At 67.4% G+C, this 18967-nt stretch carries 19 protein-coding genes and 1 tRNA gene; 8 read left to right on the forward strand and 12 right to left on the reverse strand.

Features of this window, described 5'->3' with window-relative positions:
* Positions 1-19: 19 nt before the first annotated feature.
* The 3 genes from HNR24_RS09080 to HNR24_RS09090 all read right to left on the reverse strand — a co-directional run bounded on the left by HNR24_RS09080 (position 20) and on the right by HNR24_RS09090 (position 3811).
* Positions 20-1387: an MFS transporter gene (locus HNR24_RS09080; protein WP_058888028.1), complete on the reverse strand. Its 1368-nt coding sequence runs from the start codon at positions 1385-1387 to the stop codon at positions 20-22.
* A 29-nt stretch (positions 1388-1416) separates the two neighbouring features.
* Positions 1417-2985 carry a hypothetical protein gene (locus HNR24_RS09085; protein WP_182495617.1) on the reverse strand — a complete coding sequence of 523 codons (1569 nt, stop codon included), beginning with the start codon at positions 2983-2985 and terminating at the stop codon, positions 1417-1419.
* Between the two features lie 196 nt (positions 2986-3181).
* Positions 3182-3811, reverse strand: coding sequence for a hypothetical protein (locus HNR24_RS09090; RefSeq protein WP_058888025.1), 630 nt, complete (start codon positions 3809-3811; stop codon positions 3182-3184).
* 126 nt (positions 3812-3937) lie between these two features.
* Here HNR24_RS09090 and HNR24_RS09095 point away from each other — a divergent pair.
* From HNR24_RS09095 to HNR24_RS09105, 3 genes are all read left to right on the forward strand, one after another.
* Positions 3938-4013: transfer RNA gene (locus tag HNR24_RS09095), tRNA-Lys, on the forward strand.
* A 356-nt stretch (positions 4014-4369) separates the two neighbouring features.
* Positions 4370-4987 (forward strand): DUF47 domain-containing protein, encoded by a 618-nt coding sequence (locus HNR24_RS09100; protein ID WP_058888024.1) that lies wholly within the window; start codon positions 4370-4372, stop codon positions 4985-4987.
* A 9-nt stretch (positions 4988-4996) separates the two neighbouring features.
* Positions 4997-6013, forward strand: a complete 1017-nt coding sequence (locus HNR24_RS09105; protein WP_058888023.1) for an inorganic phosphate transporter — start codon at positions 4997-4999, stop codon at positions 6011-6013.
* An 8-nt stretch (positions 6014-6021) separates the two neighbouring features.
* Here HNR24_RS09105 and pstB read toward each other — a convergent pair whose 3' ends face one another.
* The 4 genes from pstB to pstS form a co-directional block, all read right to left on the reverse strand.
* The gene (gene pstB, locus HNR24_RS09110) at positions 6022-6801 is read right to left on the reverse strand and encodes a phosphate ABC transporter ATP-binding protein PstB (protein WP_058888022.1); all 780 of its coding nucleotides are present in this window, start codon (positions 6799-6801) and stop codon (positions 6022-6024) included.
* Positions 6802-6855: 54 nt separating this feature from the next.
* Positions 6856-8064, reverse strand: a complete 1209-nt coding sequence (gene pstA / locus HNR24_RS09115; RefSeq protein WP_083504670.1) for a phosphate ABC transporter permease PstA — start codon at positions 8062-8064, stop codon at positions 6856-6858.
* Positions 8064-8999 (reverse strand): phosphate ABC transporter permease subunit PstC, encoded by a 936-nt coding sequence (pstC, locus tag HNR24_RS09120; protein ID WP_058888021.1) that lies wholly within the window; start codon positions 8997-8999, stop codon positions 8064-8066. Before pstC ends, pstA begins: the two co-directional genes overlap by 1 nt.
* A gap of 131 nt (positions 9000-9130) precedes the next feature.
* Positions 9131-10249: a phosphate ABC transporter substrate-binding protein PstS gene (gene pstS, locus HNR24_RS09125; protein WP_058888020.1), complete on the reverse strand. Its 1119-nt coding sequence runs from the start codon at positions 10247-10249 to the stop codon at positions 9131-9133.
* 272 nt (positions 10250-10521) lie between these two features.
* Here pstS and HNR24_RS09130 point away from each other — a divergent pair, with 272 nt between their 5' ends.
* On the forward strand, positions 10522-11667 hold the full coding sequence (locus HNR24_RS09130; protein ID WP_058888183.1) for an FUSC family protein: 1146 nt from the start codon (positions 10522-10524) through the stop codon (positions 11665-11667).
* Positions 11668-11723: 56 nt separating this feature from the next.
* On the opposite strand, the gene HNR24_RS09135 is transcribed toward HNR24_RS09130, so the two are convergent.
* The 4 genes from HNR24_RS09135 to HNR24_RS09150 form a co-directional block, all read right to left on the reverse strand.
* Positions 11724-12230 (reverse strand): amino-acid N-acetyltransferase, encoded by a 507-nt coding sequence (locus HNR24_RS09135; RefSeq protein WP_058888019.1) that lies wholly within the window; start codon positions 12228-12230, stop codon positions 11724-11726.
* 67 nt (positions 12231-12297) lie between these two features.
* On the reverse strand, positions 12298-13002 hold the full coding sequence (locus HNR24_RS09140; RefSeq protein ID WP_058888018.1) for a hypothetical protein: 705 nt from the start codon (positions 13000-13002) through the stop codon (positions 12298-12300).
* A 35-nt stretch (positions 13003-13037) separates the two neighbouring features.
* Positions 13038-13577, reverse strand: a complete 540-nt coding sequence (locus HNR24_RS09145) for an arsenate-mycothiol transferase ArsC (protein ID WP_182495618.1) — start codon at positions 13575-13577, stop codon at positions 13038-13040.
* Positions 13577-13924 carry an ArsR/SmtB family transcription factor gene (locus HNR24_RS09150; RefSeq protein ID WP_083504668.1) on the reverse strand — a complete coding sequence of 116 codons (348 nt, stop codon included), beginning with the start codon at positions 13922-13924 and terminating at the stop codon, positions 13577-13579. Before HNR24_RS09150 ends, HNR24_RS09145 begins: the two co-directional genes overlap by 1 nt.
* A gap of 162 nt (positions 13925-14086) precedes the next feature.
* On the opposite strand from HNR24_RS09150, the gene arsB reads away from it, so the two are divergent.
* The 3 genes from arsB (at position 14087) to HNR24_RS09165 (ending at position 16844) form a co-directional block, all read left to right on the forward strand.
* Positions 14087-15214 (forward strand): ACR3 family arsenite efflux transporter, encoded by a 1128-nt coding sequence (gene arsB, locus HNR24_RS09155; RefSeq protein WP_058888017.1) that lies wholly within the window; start codon positions 14087-14089, stop codon positions 15212-15214.
* Between the two features lie 34 nt (positions 15215-15248).
* Positions 15249-15659, forward strand: coding sequence for an arsenate reductase ArsC (locus tag HNR24_RS09160; protein ID WP_058888016.1), 411 nt, complete (start codon positions 15249-15251; stop codon positions 15657-15659).
* A 153-nt stretch (positions 15660-15812) separates the two neighbouring features.
* Positions 15813-16844 (forward strand): iron-sulfur binding domain-containing protein, encoded by a 1032-nt coding sequence (locus HNR24_RS09165; protein WP_083504667.1) that lies wholly within the window; start codon positions 15813-15815, stop codon positions 16842-16844.
* A 61-nt stretch (positions 16845-16905) separates the two neighbouring features.
* Here the strand turns inward: HNR24_RS09165 and radA are convergent, their stop codons facing one another.
* Positions 16906-18324: a DNA repair protein RadA gene (radA, locus tag HNR24_RS09170; RefSeq protein ID WP_182495619.1), complete on the reverse strand. Its 1419-nt coding sequence runs from the start codon at positions 18322-18324 to the stop codon at positions 16906-16908.
* A 103-nt stretch (positions 18325-18427) separates the two neighbouring features.
* On the opposite strand from radA, the gene HNR24_RS09175 reads away from it, so the two are divergent.
* Positions 18428-18886: a DUF3817 domain-containing protein gene (locus tag HNR24_RS09175; protein ID WP_182495620.1), complete on the forward strand. Its 459-nt coding sequence runs from the start codon at positions 18428-18430 to the stop codon at positions 18884-18886.
* The last annotated feature ends 81 nt before the right edge of the window (positions 18887-18967 follow it).

Below are 18967 nucleotides of genomic sequence, written 5' to 3' on the forward strand. Positions count from 1 at the left end.
CGAGGAACCGGGACTCGGTTCAGTCGAGCTGTTTCGCGGTGGTGTCTGGGGCGAGCCTGAGCATCAGCAGCACCGCGAGCACGACGCCGATCAGACAGATGCCGAAGGCTCCGGCCAGACCGAAGGTCGGCTCCATCCAGGCGATGAAGAGCAGCGGTCCCAGCCCGGCGCCGATCCGCGAGATCGTGGAGGCCCAGCCGAACCCGGAGCCGCGCAGCTCGGTGGGGTAGAGCTCGGAGACGTAGGTGTAGAGCACCGGGATCGCGATCTGGATCACCAGCCCGAATCCGAGCAGCAGGATCAGCACAGCGACAGGAAGGTGCATCGTGAGTCCGAGGACCACCAGCATCGCCGTGGCTGCGGGGGCGGAGACCGCGAGCAGCACGCGTCGTCCGGTGATCTCCACCAGCACCGTGGAGATCACGACCCCCACGAGTCCGACGGCGGCCATGCCGGCGGTTCGAATGAAGGCCTGATCCTGTTCGTAGCCTGCCTCGATCAGCAGTGTGGGCATCCATTGGATCGCGATGTAGTAGACCGTCATGATCGCCAGGAACAGCACCCAGGAGACGGTGGTGACCCGCCAGCCGTGCGCCCAGACCAGCCGCAGCTGCTCCCCCACCGCGCGGAAGCTCAGCTTCGCCGGCGCCTGGGTGGTCTCCAAGGTGTAGGCCTGCACCGGCGCCCCGGTGCGGGTCACCATCGAGTCGATGACCTTGCGGGCTTCTTCCATCTGCCCCTGGCGCATGAGATACATCGGAGATTCAGGCACGAAGAGCCGCACCGCGAAGACCAGCAGTGCGGGCAGGATCATCGCCAGCAGCGGCAGCCGCCAGTCCCCCCAGGTGCCGATGAGCCAGGCCGAGACGAAGCCGGCCAGCGCCGCTCCGATGGGCCACCAGCCGTCCATGGCGGTGAGCACCCGGCCGCGCTGCTTGGCCGGAGTGAACTCTCCCACCAGGGCGTAGTCCACCGGGATGCATCCACCGAGGCCGACTCCGGCCAGGAAGCGGAAGAGCACGAACCATTCCAGGCTTCCGGTCAGGGCGCCGGCCACGGTGAACAGCGAGAAGATCAGCAGCGTCCAGGCGAAGGCCTTCTTGCGTCCGATCCGGTCCGCGATGGTGCCCCACATGACAGCGCCCACGGCCATCCCGATCAGGTTCGCCGTGCCGATCCAGGCGGCATCCGAGGGTGTGAGGTCCCACTCCTCGGAGAGCAGCGGTATCAGGATCCCGTTGAGCGAGACGTCCCAGGCGTCGAACATGAACCCCAGCCCACCGATGAGGAAGATCCGGCCCTGGGTGTTCCACCGCCAGGGCAGACCCTGCAGGACCGATTCACCGGTGGGCAGCGCCGTCGAGGTGTTCGCAGTGTTCTGTTGCACGAAGCGAGTGTAAGCCCGCAGTGCGCGACTTACTCCCAGATGACCTCAAGCTCATCGGCCGTCATGTCCACCATCGGGGTGCCCAAGGTGCCCGGTTCCCCGAAGTAGAGCTCGTAGAGGCTGGTCACGCCGTCTTCTTCGGCTTCGTATTCCACGTCGACCCGACCTGTGAAGTACTCGGCACCGACCAGCGTGGGAGTGCTGTAATTCGGCTGCGGGGTCAGCCGCTGGAGCGCCTGATCCGTCTCGGCCGGCAGCGAGCGCGAGATGCTTCCCTCCACCACGGTGGCTCCGGAGACGTCTTCGGGCATGTCCAGCCCGCAGCCGGCTTCCAGCTCGGTGGAGGCCACACATTCCTCGACATCGCTGAGGATCAGCTCTCGCCAGGTCTCGGTCGCCTCCTCGGTGAGGCCCACGTCGAGGGTGCCGGCACTGGCGTAGGTCTCGGTCACTTCGAGAAGACCGTCGCCGTCGATGGTGAAGTTCTCATCGTCGATGGCCAGTTCATACATCAGGCCCAGGAACACAGTGGCTTCCGAGCCGGAGACCGGCTCGCCGTTGACCGTGGTCTCCAGGTCACCGAAGTCGGGCTGCATGATCTCGGCGGCGCCGTCGACCTCCCAGGAATCGGTGTCGGTGTTCTGGTAGGTGTAGATACGCTTGGTCACCCCGGCGTCACCGAGGGTGTAGCTGACCTGGACCTCATGGGAGAACGAGAGCTCCTCGGTGGTCTCCTCCTCGGTCACCTCGAGATCCGTGATAGCAGCCAGCTCCAGCGAGGTCGCGAGGACCTCATCGGTGAGCAGCGTGGTGTCGCCTGCGTCGTAGACCAGCGAGCTTGCCGCCTCGGCGTCGCCCTCGGCGAGTGCGGTGAAGTAGGACTCGACTGCGGAGTAGGGAGTCTCGGCGTCGGTGTCGACGCTGCCAGAGCCCTCAGACCCATCTGCTTCACCGGAGTCACTGGCAGCTTCGGTCTCCCCGCCCTGGTCATCGGCCTGGGCGTCGCCGCCGCCGGTGAGCATCACGATCAGCGCCACGATGGTGCCGAGGACGACGACGCCGGCCGCGATCAATCCCCACATCAGGCCCTTTCCGGGCCCCTTGCCTCCGCTGCTGGGCCCACCCGGTCCCTGCGGGTACATCGGTCCGCCCGGGCCGCCGGGAGAGCTGGGCCCACCGGGACTCTGCGGTCCGTGCTGGTCGTAACCCGGCTGGCCATAGCCGGGCTGGCCCTGCTGGCCGTAGCCTGGCTGGCCGTAGCCGGGCTGACCCTGCTGGGCATAGCCGGGCTGGCCATAACCGGGCTGCTCGAAGCCGGGCTGACCCTGCTGGGCATAGCCGGACTGCTCAAAACCAGGCTGACCCTGCTGGGCATAGCCGGACTGCTCGAAACCAGGCTGACCCTCCTGGCCATACCCGGGCCGCTCGGAACCGGGCTGACCCTGCTGGTACTGGCCTTGCTGGTCTGGCTGGCCGAAGCTCGGCTGGCCCTGCTCGTGGTGCCCGGGCTGGGCAGCCTGCTCCGAGTGCTCTCCGCCGGTCGGTGTGAAGCCGTCCTGCTCTGGTTCCCGGCCAGAGTTCGGCTGCTGATCTGTCATGGTGCGCCCCTTGATGCGGCCAGCGCGAGCTGGCTCGTGACTGGTTCTTTACCCCGGAGCCCCCCCCCGGGCCCGGTCGGCGAACACACGAAGTCTGCTGGACCGGCGTGTCGCGAGTCTCAGCGTACCGTCAGAAACGCCTGCAGCCAGGGCTCAGCACCAATTAATCTTGCAGTTTTCGCTTGATACCTGCTGGTCAGTCGAGGGTGCCGGCGCGGCAGCCGCGTGCGGCGCTCTCCAGCTCCTCTGCCGTGCGCAGCAGCTGATCGGCGCGCTCGGTGAGCCGTCGGGCAGACTCCGGACTGTGCCGCTCGGATCCTCCGGCCCACAGCGCCTGCCCTCGGGCGATGACGCGGCAGAACGCGCCGGCTCGATCGAAGGCGGAATCGATGTCCCCTCGGTACATCCCGGCCAGGACCAGATCCGCGAGACGGTCCATCTCCTGCGCGGTGGGAGGCTCCGCGACTCCGGCGATCGCATGAGGCGCAGAATCGCTCTTGCCCAGTTGGTAGTACTCACTCATCCGCTGCGGGTCCTTGTTCACCGCGGCACGGATCGCGTAGATCCGCCAGAGCCCTCCGGCAAGAGAATGAGCTGGGGAGTCGGACCAGAGCTCGGCGATGGCTTCGATGCCCTCGGTCTCGGCCAGTCGGATGAACCGCTCCGTCACCTCGGGATCCTCGGAATCTCGCCCATGGAAGACCAGCGCATGCGCGGTGTCGTGAGCGGCCTGCGAGATGATGGCCGGATCCGCGCCGCCCTCACGCTGATCGAACTCTGCCGGCTCGATGTAGCGTGGCCGACGGTGCCGAGGTTGGTTGGTCATCGCGTCCTCCTTGAAGAGATTCGCCGCAGGCTGCGAGCCGCTGGACTGCCGGCCCGCGTGGTGTCCGCCATTATGCCGCAGGCTCACGCGGCGATACCATAGGGCACGTCTCCAGCGGCTTCACAGGGGCCTTTAGCTCAGTTGGTAGAGCATCGGACTTTTAATCCGCTGGTCGCGGGTTCGAGCCCCGCAGGGCCCACCATAGCCCTCCGATGGAGACCGTCATGCCCAGGTCAGCGCACAGCGCAGGCCTGGGCATGACACGTGAGAGCGCCGATTCCCAGCCACGCCGAGGGCTCAGTTGACCGTTCCCCCGCAGAGGGAGCACACTGGAGATGTGCCGGGCTGCGGTAACCCCCGGGCTCCATTTTTGAGCCGCTTCGAGCGGCCCCGCGCCGTGAGGCGTTCCCAGCCCGGCACACCTGAACATCTCAGATCCACGCGGATCCCTTCCAGCGCCGATGCCCAGAAGCTGCCGTCCGAGCACGGTCGTTCACCTTCGGGCTATACACTCAGGGCCGACACGTCGACACTCGTTCACCTGGGGAAACGCACCGAATGATCGTACGCAGAGGCCAGCGCAAGCCAGAGGCCACCGACCTGCTGGCCAGCATCGCCCGCGAAGTACGTTCCGGAGTCCAACTGATCTCCCAGCTGCTCGGCAGTCCCAGCGACGAGCGCTCCGCGCTGCGCGAGCAGCTGCTCGGGCTTGAAGGCAGGGCAGTGGACCTGCACTTCAATCTGATGACCCATATCCGCAGCGTCTTCGTCACTCCGCTGCCCCGGCAGGACATCTACGCGCTCTCGCAGCAGCTGAATCGGACCATGGAACACGTGGTCGCCGCCGGCGACCTGATCCTGGCCCGCCCCCACCTGGTCCTGCCCACGCAGAGCGCGGACCAGCTGGAGACGCTGAGCCGACAGCTGGATCTCACCGTGGCCGCGATGTCCCGACTGGAGGACTTGGACCTGCTGGAGGACTACTGGATCCAGATGCAGCGACTGACCAAGCAGGCCAACCGCACCCATCGGGCATGGTTGACCTCCACCGACAACGCGTTCCAGCCCAATATCGCTTTGCAACAGGCGCAGATCGCCGATGCGCTGCTCGCCGCAGTGCAGGACCAGCGGGCTGTGGCGGTCACCGCCGGGTCGATCATCGTGCGCGAGTCCTGAGGCGTCAGGGTGGAGCTGATCCTGCTCGGGCTGATCTGCCTGACACTGCTTCCCAACGCCTACGTGGCCGGGCTGCATGATGTTCCCAATGCCATCGCGATCCCGGTACGCACCCGCGCGCTGACCCCGCAGGCGGCAACCAGGCTGGCGGCGGGATTCAACGCCCTCGGGGTGCTGCTCGCCCTGCCCCTGGGCATCTACCTCTACAACTGGTTCGACTTCCCACAGATGCAGCCACGGATGCTTCTCGCGGTCGTCCTGGCCGCCGCGCTGACGCTGCTGGGCTGGAACCTCTTCACCTATCTGCGCGGAATGCCGACCTCGACCACCCACGCCCTGCTGGCTGGGTTCCTCGGCGGCACCCTGGCCGCCGCCGTCGTCGCGGATCTCGACTTCGCTGAGGTCCTTGCCATGCCGTGGACCGGCGCGGTCCTGACCCTGCTGCTCTCTCCACTGGTGGCCTTCGGGCTGGCCTACCTGCTGGTCTTCGCCGCGGTGCGCTTCGCCCGCGGCGAGGACCCGGACGCGGTCAACACCACATCACGGATGGCGCAGTCGGTGAGCGTCGGAGTCACCTCACTGGGAACAGGTCTGCAGCAGGGCCAGCGCTTCTCCTTCGTGCTGCTCACCGCGCTGATCGCTGCCGGGGTCCAGGACGCACAGGCCTGGCTGCCCTACGCCTATATCGGCTTCGCCGCCCTGATCGGGGCCGGATGCCTCACCGGTGGCTGGAGGATCGGGCACACCCTGGGTCACCGGCTCGTGGAGATCGATCCGCTGCGCGGGATGGTCGCCACCACCACGACCTCCGCGCTGCTGTTCATCGGCTCGCTGGGCTTCGCGCTTCCGCTCTCCACCTCGCTGACCGCGGCGTCCACCGTGATCGGCGCCGGCTCGAACCAGCGTTTCGCCACTGTGCACTGGCGAGCGTTCCGGCGGATCTGCCTGTTCTGGGTGCTGACTCCGATGGTGGCGGGCACGGCCACGGCGATCTTCACCCTGGCGCTGAGTCCGTTGCTCCTCTGAGCCCAGGCTCAGCCGAAGCGACCGGAGACGTAGTCCTCGGTGGACTTCTCCTTCGGAGTGTTGAAGATCGAAGTGGTGTCGTCGTATTCGATGAGTTTGCCCGGCTTGCCGGTGCCGGCGATGTTGAAGAACGCGGTCTTCTGCGAGACGCGCGCCGCCTGCTGCATGTTGTGGGTCACGATGATCACCGTGTAGTCCTGCTGCAGCTCACCGATCAGATCCTCGATGGCCAGGGTGGAGATCGGGTCCAGTGCCGAGCAGGGCTCGTCCATGAGGATCACATCGGGCTTGACCGCAATGGTGCGTGCGATGCACAGCCGCTGCTGCTGGCCGCCGGAGAGGCCTGAGCCGGGCCGGTCCAGACGATCCTTGACCTCGTTCCAGAGGTTCGCGCTGCGCAAGGAGGTCTCCACGATCTCCTCAGACTCGGACTTCGAGAGCCGGGCCCCGTTGAGCTTGTATCCGGCGAGCACGTTCTCGCGGATGGTCATGGTCGGGAACGGGTTCGGCCGCTGGAACACCATGCCGACCTGAGTGCGCACGGTCACCGGGTCCACACCGGGGTCGTAGATGTCCTCCCCGTCCAGGAGCAGCTGTCCCTTCACGCGGGCGCCCGGGAGCACCTCATGCATCCGGTTCAGCGAGCGCAGAAAGGTGGTCTTGCCGCAGCCGGAGGGACCGATGAACGCGGTCACCGCCCGGGCGTCGATGCTGATGTTGATGCCCTCCACCGCCAGGAAGTCCCCGTAATAGACGTTGAGGTCGACGGCATCTACTCGCTTAGACATATCTGTTGTTCACACTTTCTCTGGGAAGAACGTCGGGGACCGCAGGTCTGAGACTCAGCGTCCGGTCTGCTTGGGGGCGAAGAGCGTGGCGATCAGGCGCGCGAAGAGGTTCAGGCCCATCACGATGAGGATCAGCACCAGGGCCGCCGCCCAGGCCCGCTGCTCCGAGGGGTCCGAGAAGTTCGGAGAGGTCGGGTTCTGGAACTGCCGGAAGATGTAGACCGGCAGGGCTGTCATCCAGCCCTGGAACAGATTCCAGTTGGTGTTGACCACGAACCCGGCTGTGACCAGGATCGGGGCGGTCTCCCCGATCACGCGGGCGATCGCCAGCGTGACCCCGGAGGCGATGCCGGAGATGGCGGTGGGCAGGACCACCTTCAAGATGGTCCGCCACTTGCGCACGCCGAGGGCGTAGGAGGCTTCGCGCAGCTCGTTGGGCACCACTCGGAGCATCTCCTCAGTGGTGCGCACCACCACCGGGACCATGAGCACCGAGAGGGCGATGGCCGCAGTGATCCCCAGTGTGGAGCGCTGCGTGGTGAGCAGGCCGGTCACGCCGCTGAAGACCGAGAGGAACCACGCCATGGCGGCGCCGGCGAAGAGCCCGGCCACGATGGAGGGGATCCCGGTCATCACGTCGACGAAGAAGGTGATCGCCCGAGCGAGCAGTCCGCCGCGTGCGTACTCCACCAGGTAGATCGAGGTCAGCAGGCCGATCGGCACCGAGATCACGGTGGCGGCCAGGGTGATCAGCAGCGATCCGATCAGGGCGTGGAAGATTCCGCCCAGGACCGCGGTGCCCTCGGTCTGCGAGGCCTGGTCGACCAGTCCGGTGATCCCCTGCATGTCGGAGACCAGGAATCCTGGTGCCATCAGGCCCTGGATCCCCACCGAGGCCACGGACCAGATCACCGAGACCAGGGGCATCAGTGCGATCAAGAAGGCGAGGTAGACCAGGTTGGTCCAGAGACCGTCGGTGGCTCGTCGTCGGTTCACCCTGGTCCTGGTGACGAGGTAGCTGCTGAGCACGTAGGTCACCGCGGTGAAGATGAACCAGGTGGCCAGGTTGAACCCCAGCAGTGCCGAGAGAGCGGCACCGAAGACGATCGAGCCGCCGAGCAGCGCGATCCACAGCCAGGAGGGCAGCGTGTTCTGCGTCAGGGAGCTGCGCCGCAGCACCCCGTTGCTGCCCGAGTCCCCCAGGCTGGGCGGGCCGGAGGGGCCCTGGACGGAGGCCGGCGTCGGAGTAGGTGTCTGTGTCATCAGTTGGCTCCCGAGAATTCCTTATGGCGGCTGACGATCCAACGCGCTGTCATATTCACCAGCAGCGTGATCAGGAAGAGCACCAGGCCGATGGCGATGAGCTGGGCCTGTCGTTCCGAGCCGGGCGGAGCCTCCGGGAAGCCCAGCGCGATCTCTGCTGGAATGGTGCTGTTCCCGCTGGAGATCAGTGAGGCGGTGAGCATCCCGGGCGAGAGCACCAGCGCCACAGCCATGGTCTCTCCGAGTGCGCGACCGAGGCCGAGCATGATTCCGGAGATGATCCCGGCTCGAGCGAAGGGGAAGACCGACATCTTGATCATCTCCCACCGGGTGGCGCCCAGCGCCAGCGCGGCCTCTTCATGCAGCTTCGGCGTCTGGATGAAGATCTCCCGGCAGACCGAGGTGATGATCGGCAGGATCATCACACCCAGCACCACGCCGGCGGTGAAGATGGTCCGGCCGGTCTGTGAGGGGTTCCCGGCGAAGAGCGGGATGAAGTCGAGGTTCTCGTGGAGCCATCCATAGACCGGAACCAGGGCTGGGCCGAGGAAGCTCATGCCCCAGGCGCCGTAGACCACCGAGGGGATCGCGGCGAGCAGGTCGATCACATACCCGATGCCCTTGGAGAAGCGCGGCGGCGCGTAGTGCGAGATGTAGAGCGCCACTCCGACCGCCACCGGAGCGGCGAGGATCAGCGCGATGAAGGAGGCGATGAGGGTGCCGATGACCAGCGGGTATGCGTAGTCGAGGAACGCGGTGAGGATCCAGCCCCCCTGATCCTCCTGGTAGACGGCGTCGCGTGAGTTCACCGTCAGGAACAGTGCCACGAATGCCAGGGTCAGCAGGATGACGACGCCGGCGGACACCGTCAACGCCGAGAAGACGCGGTCTCCGGCGACTCCCCGCTTATCGGACTGAGTCAGTGAGCTGCTCACCTGGTCTGCCTCTCAGATCTGTGTGGTGGATGCGTGATGAAGCACGCGCGGACGCCGGGCGGTGGGAGCCTGAACTCTCACCCGACCACCCGGCGTCCGTGTTGTTCATGCGGTGCTGAGACTGCTCAAGCTCACTCGGACACCGTGATGGCGGAGAGGGACTCCATCGCCCCGTCGCGCAGCTCATCGGAGATGGGAGCGTTGCCCGCGGCGCCTTCGGCCGTGGCCTGACCGTCCTCGGAGATCACGTACTCTCCGAAGGCCATCGCGAGGTCAGCGGTCTCCTGGTCCGGGTACTCGTTGCAGAAGATGTGGTAGCTCACCAGGACCACGGGGTAGGCGCCGGACTCGTCGGTACGGCGGTCGAGCTCATAGGCCATGTTGTTCGAGGCCTGGCCCTCGACCGGGGTCGAGGAGGCCACTGCCTGGGAGGCCGCCTCGGGGGAGTACTCCACGTACTCCTCGCCGACCTGCACGGCCACCGTGGTCAGGTCACCGATCTGGGAGGCGTCGGCGTAGGTGATGGCGCCGTCGGTCTCGGAGGTCAGACCGACCACGCCGGAGGTCTGCTGTGCAGACTCTGCCGCGATCTCCCCGGGCCACTCGCCGGAGACCTCGTAGTCCCACACGTCGGAGGCCGTGGCGAGGTAGTCGACGAAGTTCTCGGTGGTTCCTGAGTCATCTGCGCGGTGCACCACGGAGATCGGGGTGGAGGGCAGCTCCAGGTCTGGGTTGTGCTCGGCGATGGCTTCGTCGTCCCAGTTCGAGATCTCGCCGGCGAAGATGGACGCGATCGTGTCAGCATCGAGGTTCAGCGTCTCGTCGATGCCCTCGACGTTGAAGGCCACCGCGACCGGGGAGATGTAGGACGGGATGTGGAAGGCGCCCTCGGGGCCGCAGATCTCCTGGGAGGACTCCCACTCCTCGTCGCTCATCGCGGCATCGGAGCCGGCGAAGTCGTATTCCCCGCCGAGGAATCCGTCGCGGCCGCCGCCGGAGCCCACCGAGGCGTAGTTGACCTGGGCGTCAGGGGCAACAGAGGTGAAGCCGTCGGTCCATGCGGTCATGGCTGCCTCCTGCGAGGATGCGCCACCGCCCACGAGGGTGCCCGCCACTTCGCTGCTGGCACCGTTCTCGCCGCTGTCTTCCCCGCCCCCGGCATCGGGGTTGTTGGACCCGCCACAGCCGACAAGGGCCAGGGTTGATACGGACAGGATGGCCGCTGTGCGACCGAAGCTCTTCATCTTCACGGTATTCAGTGCCTCTCTGAGGTCTCATCAGGCGACGGTGCGCGCCAGTGGAACGAGTCTGTGCGGTCCGCTGGGGTGCGTCCTGCGAACCTCGATCCACATTAGGCAGGGCAGGTGACACTGTGACCCTGTGCAGGTGACTGGGGCGCTCACTTAAGGTGAACGCTTGGTGAACGGGGACCCAGGCCGGCGCGGGCCGGCTGAGGCCTTTCTCACGGGCAGATGTGAGCCGCCTCGTATCCCCAGCAGTGCCTGCCGCCTACACTCATGGGGTGACAACCGAGCGCTCATCACCGCCCCTGCTGGCCCGGGCGCGCCGCTTCACCGAACGTCGGGTTCGGGTCGGCGTGCGCAGGATGCGACGCTCCGTGGTTCCGGCGGCGCAGATGACCGTGGCCGGGGTCGGCGCATACACGATCGCCGAACAGGTCCTGGGCCACGACGACCCGCTCTTCGCCGCCATTGCCGCCCTGATCGCTCTGGGGTTCACCAAAGAGCCACGCATGCGCAAGGTGCTCGAGGTGAGCGTCGGCTGCACCCTGGGGATCCTCATCGGTGACCTGTTGCTGCACCAGCTTGGATCAAATCTGGGCACGGCCACACTGGTGCTCTTCCTCTCGATCATGTTGGCGCGCTTCCTGGACTCGGGACCCGTGCTGGCCATGCAGATGGGTCTGCAGGCGCTGCTCGTGGTGCTGATCCCTCCCCCGGAGGCCGCCGCGCTCGGGCCGTTCACGCGCAGCCTCGATGCCATCATCGGAGGCGCAGTGGCGATGGCGATCACGCTGCTGACCCCGAAGGACCCGCGCCGGGAACCGATCGCGGAGCTCAAGAGCGTGGTCGACGCGATGACCGCCTCGCTGCGTGACGTGGCCGAGGCGGTGCGGAACTCGGACTCGCGTCAGGCCTGGCACTCGTTGATCCGCTGCCGCGGCCTGCAGCCGCAGATCGATGAGCTGCGCAACGCGGTGCGCTCAGCCAAGGAGCTCACCGTCTTCTCCCCGGCCTACCGGAAGCACCGCCACTATGTCCGGCACATGGCAGAGGTGGCCGATCAGGTGGATCTCTCGGTGCGCAGCATGCGGGTGGTGGCTCGGCGGGTCATCAGCACCGTGGATCACGCCTCACTCAGTGATGGCGCAGTGGAGAACCTCGCAGCGGTCTTGGACGAGTTCGCGGAATGCTCGTTGCTGCTCTCCCAGGCTGTGGCAGAACCCGGATCGGCCTACACCCGCCGCATGGAGACCGCCGAAGATGCCCTCTCCGCGCTGGCCCAGCGGCTGCACCCGAAGTCCCTGGGGATCGGGACGCTGGAGGGTGAGACCGTGGTGCTGCTGCTGCGCACCCTGGTGGTGGACATGCTCCAGGCCACGGGGGCATCCCATGAGGACGCCCGGGACCAGCTGCCTGAACTGTGACCGGCCGCAGCGCCTCGCAGCTCTGACCGGTGAGAACCGGTCAGCTTGCCGCGGGGTCAGAGCTGAAGAATCATCCTGGTGTTGCCCAAGGTATTGGGCTTGACCCGGGCCAGGTCGAGGAATTCAGCGACCCCCTCGTCGGGCGAGCGCAGCAGCTCTGTATAGACCTCCGGATCCACGGCCGCCTGGTCATCCATGATCCCGAAGCCGTGCCGGGTGAAGAAGTCCACCTCGAAGGTCAGACAGAAGACCCGACTGACCCCCAGCGTGCGGGCTCGGGCGGTGAGCTCGTGAAGCAGCCCAGAACCGACGCCGTGCCCGCGCCAGCGGGAGTCGGTGGCCAGGGTGCGCACCTCGGCCAGGTCCTGCCACATCACGTGCAGCGCGCCGAAACCGATCAGGGTGCCGTCCTCGGCCACGGCGACGACGAACTCCTGGATAGCCTCGTAGTAGGCGACGGCCTCCTTGGGCACCAGGACGCGCTGGTCCACCAGGGGTTCCGCCATGCCCATGATGGCGGCGACATCGGCGGTGCGCGCTGGCCTGATGATGAAGGAACCCATCGGCACAGTCTATGCGGGCAGCTGGTGTCGGCGAGGCGAATCCGAGCGTGCCCCGCGGCTCATCGGGTCAGCCCTCGCTGAGGCTGAACTCATGGGGTTCCGAGCGGACGCCGCTGAGACTCACGGTCAGCTCATAGCTGCCGGGCGCCAGCGAGGCCGGCTCCGCGCAGTCCTCGGAGGAGTCGGAGCGGGGCCAGGTGAAGTGCGCCTGTTCGCTCTCCCCGGGCTCCAGCTGCACCGGCAGCGACTCGCGGGAGACGGAGCATTCTGCGGTGGAGAAGACCGTGGCCCCGGCGTGCTCCACCAGGTACTCCTGCTCGGCCGTGCCCAGATCAGCCTCACAGGCGTAGTCGGCGGTGTTCTCGACCTCCATGATCAGCATCGGAGCGAAGCCTGGCCCATAGGACTCGGCGCCGGTGGAGGCCCGGACCTCGAGATCCCCGGTGCGGCAGCTACCATCCTCAGCCGGCTGGTCCTGAGGCTGTTCCTCCTCGGCGGCGTCCTCACCCTCGGCGCCCTGATCATCGGCGCCTCCCGCGTCCGGGGATGACCCTTCGGAGGGTTCCGCCTCAGAACCTGCCTCGGAGCCTCCAGGGGTCTCTTCGGAGCTGGCGCTCTGCTCTGGGACCACCGATTCGGTGTCCTGGCCCCAGCTCAGAGCAAGACTGATGAGCCACCCGAGCAGCGCCAGGACCACCACGGCCAGGACTGCCACCAGGATGCGTCGGCGCCGGTAGACCTCGGCAGACTGCCGCCTTCGCTGGGAACTCATGGCCCCAGGTTAGCGGAGGAGACTGAGGTCGATTCTCAGCCGAGCAGGCGTTCCCGGAGCTCGCGCACCCGCAGGTGGATCTCGTCACGGACCAGCTCCATCCGCTCCCGTCCTTCAATCCCCCGCTCACTGGGCTCCTCGAGCTCCCACCGCTCGATCTGCACACCCTCCAGCGGCTGAACCTGCGCCTCGGCGCCGATGATGACGACGTGCCCAGCCTCACGCATCGCCTCCGGGGTCAGCTGCCTCGGGGTCTCGGCACTGATGTCCGCGCCGATCTCCGCGAGCACCTCGGCGGAGAGCGCGTTGACCTTGGACCCGGGCTGCGTGCCGGCGGAGGAGACGAGGACGGCACCTTCGCGCCCGGCCGTGGCGAGCTCCAGGCGCATCAGCCCGGCAGCCATCTGGGACTTGCCACCGTTCTTCATACACACGAAGAGCACGCCCGGCTGCTCGCTGCGCGGCGTGGAGGCCGCGACCGGGGCGATCTCCTCCTCCGCACCGCGGACCGGCTGATCGGAGGGGCTGGTGGAGTCCTCGCCGGTCGCGGGGAGGTTCGTCGCTGTCTCGCGCATCAAGGGGTGGTCCTTTCGGTCATGGCGTTGAAGAGGTCTTGCTGGGCTCCGGGCACCACGGAGTAGTAGGACCAGGTGCCGCGCTTCTCCCGGGTGAGCAGTCCCGCGTCGACAAGCACCTTCAGGTGGTGCGAGACAGTGGGCTGCCCGAGCCCGAGCGGCTCGGTGAGGTCACAGACGCAGGCCTCCCCGGACTCCTCGGCGGCGATCAGGGTGAGCAGCGTGATCCGGTTGGGGTCTGCAAGGGCCTTGAACCCGACGGCGAGCTCGGCAGCCGCCTCGGGGTCCAGCGGGATCCGGTGCGCCTGCGGGGTCGGCGGGACCTTGCAGTCGATCTCGGTGGTCATCGCGTCTCCTCAGCGTTCGGCATGGCTGCCCGTCTCCTCGATTGTCCCGCCCAGTCTCCCGCAATGGATGGACGTGGCGGGCGCATCACATGGATTGACATCCGTCGATATTTCTGACGATACTCGGGGCATCGAAGTTTGTCGATCTTCCCAGGAGTTTCCGTGACCCAGTCTGCCCCACCTGTCCCCGACACCTCGGCAGTGGTGGCCAAGCTCTCGCTGCTGGATCGTTTCCTCCCGGTCTGGATACTTGCGGCCATGGGGCTGGGACTGGCGCTGGGCGCCGTCGTGCCCGCGGTGGGTGAGGCCATGGAGTCCATGGAGGTGGCCGGGGTCTCGCTGCCCATCGCGATCGGACTGCTGATCATGATGTACCCGGTGCTGGCGAAGGTCCGCTACAACGAGACCGGCCGGGTACTGAAGGACAAGAAGCTGGTCATCACCTCGCTGGTGATCAACTGGGTCCTCGCCCCGGCCTTCATGTTCGTCCTGGCATGGGTCTTCCTCGCCGACCTGCCGGAGTACCGGACCGGACTGATCATCGTGGGGCTGGCCCGGTGCATCGCCATGGTGCTGATCTGGAACGATCTGGCCTGCGGTGACCGCGAGGCGGCTGCGGTGCTGGTGGCCGTCAACTCGGTGTTCCAGGTGTTCATGTTCGGTGTGCTGGGCTGGTTCTACCTGCAGGTCCTGCCGAGCTGGCTGGGGCTGGCGACCACCTCGGCGGAGTTCTCCATCGTCGCGATCACCGTCTCGGTGCTGGTCTTCCTGGGCATCCCGCTGCTGGCGGGCTACCTCACCCGGACCCTGGGCGAGAAGGCCCGCGGCCGGGAATGGTACGAGGCCAAGGTTCTGCCGAAGATCGGCCCTTGGGCGCTCTACGGCCTGCTCTTCACCATCGTGGTGCTCTTCGCACTCCAAGGCGACCAGGTGCTCTCGAGCCCGATGGACGTGGTCCGGATCGCAATCCCGCTGCTGGTGTACTTCGTGGTCATCTTCGCCGCCTCGATGGTGATCGGCTGGCTGCTGCGGATGGGATACGAGCGCACCACCACACTGTCCTTCACCGCCGCCGGGAACAACTTCGAACTCGCCATCGCAGTCTCCATCGCGACATTCGGCGCCACCAGCGGCCAGGCCCTGGCCGGAGTGGTCGGACCCCTGATCGAGGTGCCGGTGCTGGTCGCACTGGTCTACGTGGCGCTGTGGGCGCGCCGATTCTTCAACGGATCGAACATCTCGACGACGCAGGAGCGCCCCATCGCCCCTGTCGCCCCGCACAGTCTCTGAATCCCCTGTTCGGCAACCCTCCGGAAGGAACCCCATGAGCACCTCCAAGCCCACCGTCCTCTTCGTCTGCGTCCACAACGCCGGACGCTCCCAGATGGCCGCCGGATTCCTGCGTGAGACCGCAGGTGATGCCGTCCAGGTCTTCTCCGGCGGCACGGCCCCGAGGGAGTCCGTGAATCCGATCGCAGTGGAAGCCATGGCAGAGCTGGGAATCGACATCTCCGAGAGCATCCCCAAGAAGCTCACCGACGATTCGGTGAAAGCCTCAGACGTGGTCATCACCATGGGCTGCGGTGATGAGTGCCCGTTCTACCCGGGCAAGCGCTACGAGGACTGGGAGCTCGATGACCCCGCAGGTCAGGGCATCGAAGCAGTCCGAGTCATCCGCGACGACATCCGCGCCCGAGTGCAGGAGCTCATCGGCAGCCTGAACCTGAAGGTCTGAGCCAGCGCGGCAGGCCCGGAGCGTGGCACCCACGAGCGCGCAGCCACCCCAGGGCGCGGCAAACTCAGCGCGCCACAAACTCAGGGCGCGGCGAACTCAGCGCGCGGCAGGCGTGGAGCCCGACCGGGGCCGGGGTTCTCTAGACTCTTCACGATGACACCCGCCAGCACGCCTCATGCCAGCACCCCGCTCGCCGCCCAGGGCGGGCGCCCCGACCTCGGGTTCACGCCCGAGCCCACGCTGGTCCATGACCGCGTGATCGAGTGGTTCGAGGCCAGCGCCAGGCCGCTGCCCTGGCGCGATCCCGACTGCACGCCCTGGGGGGTGATGGTCAGCGAGATCATGCTGCAGCAGACCCCTGTGGTGCGGGTGCTTCCGCGCTGGGAGCTCTGGATGCAGCGCTGGCCCCGGCCGGTGGACCTCGCGCAGGCACCCACCGCGGAGGTCCTCACCGCCTGGGACCGGCTGGGCTATCCGCGCCGTGCGCTGCGTCTGCAGGCCGCGGCTCAGGCCATGGTGGAGCACCATGACGGAGAGGTGCCCAGCACCGCCGCGGAGCTGCGCGCACTTCCGGGCGTAGGCGAGTACACCGCGGCCGCCGTGGCCTGCTTCGCGTTCTTCCAGCCCGAAGTCGTGGTGGACACCAACATCCGGCGGGTCCACGCGCGCGCCTTCACCGGGGATGCGCTGCCGGGCAAGACCTACACCTCCGCGCAGCGTCGGCTCGCCCACGAGCTGATGCCCTCCCCTGAGATCGACGACGGCGCCACCGCCTGCGCCTGGAACGCCTCGGCCATGGAGCTGGGCGCGCTGATCTGCACCGCCCGCTCCCCGCAATGTCAGATATGCCCGGTGGCGGATCTCTGCGCCTGGCGCGCCGCTGGATCGCCACCACCCACCGAGGAGCAGCAGACCCGCGGACAGGCCTGGGCGGGCACCGATCGTCAGGTGCGCGGGGCGATCATGGCGGTGCTGCGCACCGGAGAGACCGTGGGGCGCTGCGAACTGCTCGACGGTCTGCCGCTTCCCAAGGCTTCGGCGGAGCAACGCAGCCGCTGCCTGGACTCGCTGCTGCGCGACGGCCTCGCCGCGGAACACGGCGGGCAGGTCAGCCTGCCCGGATCACAGGGTTCGGCCACACCGAATCCCGGCGGACCCGCGACCGGCGGCCCCGCCACTGAGTAGACCGCAGGCGAGTAGGCCGCAGGCGGCTGGCTCTTGTTCTGCCTCTGGCTCTAGCTCTAGCTCAGCCTGACTGGCCGCCGTCGAGCACCAGGTTCAGCGCCTCAGCGAGCGAACCGACCTCCCGGACCCGCATCCCTTCAGGGGCGGCGTCCTTCTCGGTGGACTTCCGCGGCACGATCGCGTGGGTGAAGCCCAGCCGCTGGGCCTCCTCCAGCCGCTGACGCAGTCCCGGCACCGGGCGGACCTCTCCAGCCAGGCCGACCTCGCCGAAGACCACGAACCGGTTCGGCAGCGGCTTCTCCAGCGCCGCGGAGGCCACCGCCAGGGCGATGGAGAGATCCGCTGCGGGTTCGGTGATCTTGACCCCACCCACCGTGGCCACGTAGGCCTCGGACTTCATCAGGGCGGTGAGCTTGGCCCGGCGCTGGAGCACCGCGAGCAGCATCGAGACCCGGGGAGAGTCCAGCCCGGAGACTGCGCGGCGGGGCTGGGCCGCCTGGGACTCCGCGACCAGCGCCTGGACCTCCGCGGTGAGCGGTCTGCGGCCCTCCAGCGTGATGGTGATGCAGGTGCCGGGGACCCGCTCGGTCATCGCCGAGACGAAGAGCCCGCTGGGATCCGCGAGTGAGGTCAGGCCGTCCTCGTTGAGGTCGAAGCAGCCGACGTCATCGGTGGGGCCATAGCGGTTCTTCACCGCACGCAGCAGCCGCAGCCGGGAATGCCGGTCCCCTTCGAACTGGCAGACCACGTCGACCAGATGCTCGAGCATCCGCGGCCCGGCGATGCTGCCGTCCTTGGTCACATGCCCGACCAGGATCATGGTCATGTTCCGGCGCTTGGCCGACTCGATCATGGAGGCGGTGACCTCGCGGATCTGGGTGACCCCGCCGGGGGCGCCGTCGACCTCGGCGGAGGAGAAGGTCTGCACCGAATCCATGATGGTCAGCTGCGGGGAGAGCTTCTCCACCTGACCCAGCGCCTGGCCCAGATCGGATTCCGCGGCGAGATAGAGGCCGTCGGAGATGGCATCGATGCGTTCGGCGCGCTTCTTCACCTGGGCAGCGGACTCCTCACCGGTCAGATACAGCACCGGGGAGTCGGGGTGGGCGCGGGCCACTGCGGAGGCCACCTGCAGCAGCAGCGTGGACTTGCCCACGCCGGGCTCACCGGCCATCAGGATCACGGCCCCCGGAACAAGGCCGCCGCCGAGGACCCGGTCCAGCTCTCCGATGGAGGTGGGGCGGAACTCGGCCTCCGAGGCATCCACCTCGTGGATCACCCGGGCCGGCTGGGCGAGCTGACTGGCCGCCGTCGTCCTGGCGGTGACCTGGCCCTTCTCCTCCACGGAGCCCCAGGCCTGGCACTCCGGGCAGCGGCCGACCCACTTCACGGTCTGCCAGCCACATTCGGTGCATTCGAAGGAGGGGGACCCCTTGGACCGGGACTTCCCGGTGCTCCGGGACGCGGTGCGAGTTGCCATGGTCCCTACGTTACCGCCGGGGGCTGACATATTCCGGCGCACCCCAGAGAGAACCCGTACGATGCTCGGAGCCCACCATCCCTCACTGATTCCCAGGAGTTCCGTGTTCCGCTCCCCCAAGACCTTCTTCCGCGTGCTGGCCTTCGCCGAGGCCGTGTCCTGGACCCTGCTGATCGGCGGGATGATCCTGCGCGCGACCAATGACCTGGACATCGCGGTGAGCATCGGCGGCGGCATCCACGGCTTCGTCTTCCTCGCCTATGCCGCCACCGCGGTGATCGTGGCGAAGAATCAGCGTTGGAGCGCCGGGCCCACCGCGATCGCAGTGATCAGCGCGGTGATCCCCTACGCGACCATCCCGGTGGATCTCTGGCTCAAGCGCAGCGGCCGGCTCGAGGGCCCTTGGCGCACCGAGGTCACCTCGGATCCTCGGGACAGCAGCTGGCATGACCGCGCCCTGCGGGTGCTGCTGAACCGGCCCGCGCTGATCGGCGGGGCGCTGGCGGCCGGCGTCGTCGTGCTCTTCGTGGCGCTGCTGATCATCGGCCCGCCGGGGGGCTGAGCGATCCGGCGTCCAGACGACTGAGCGGACGCCTGTCCTGCAGGCCGGCAGCAGAGATCTTCTGCGGACGCCTCACGCAGA

Origin of the sequence: Nesterenkonia sandarakina (assembly GCF_014138825.1) — a bacterium.
In the GTDB taxonomy this organism is placed as follows: Bacteria; Actinomycetota; Actinomycetes; order Actinomycetales; family Micrococcaceae; genus Nesterenkonia; species Nesterenkonia sandarakina.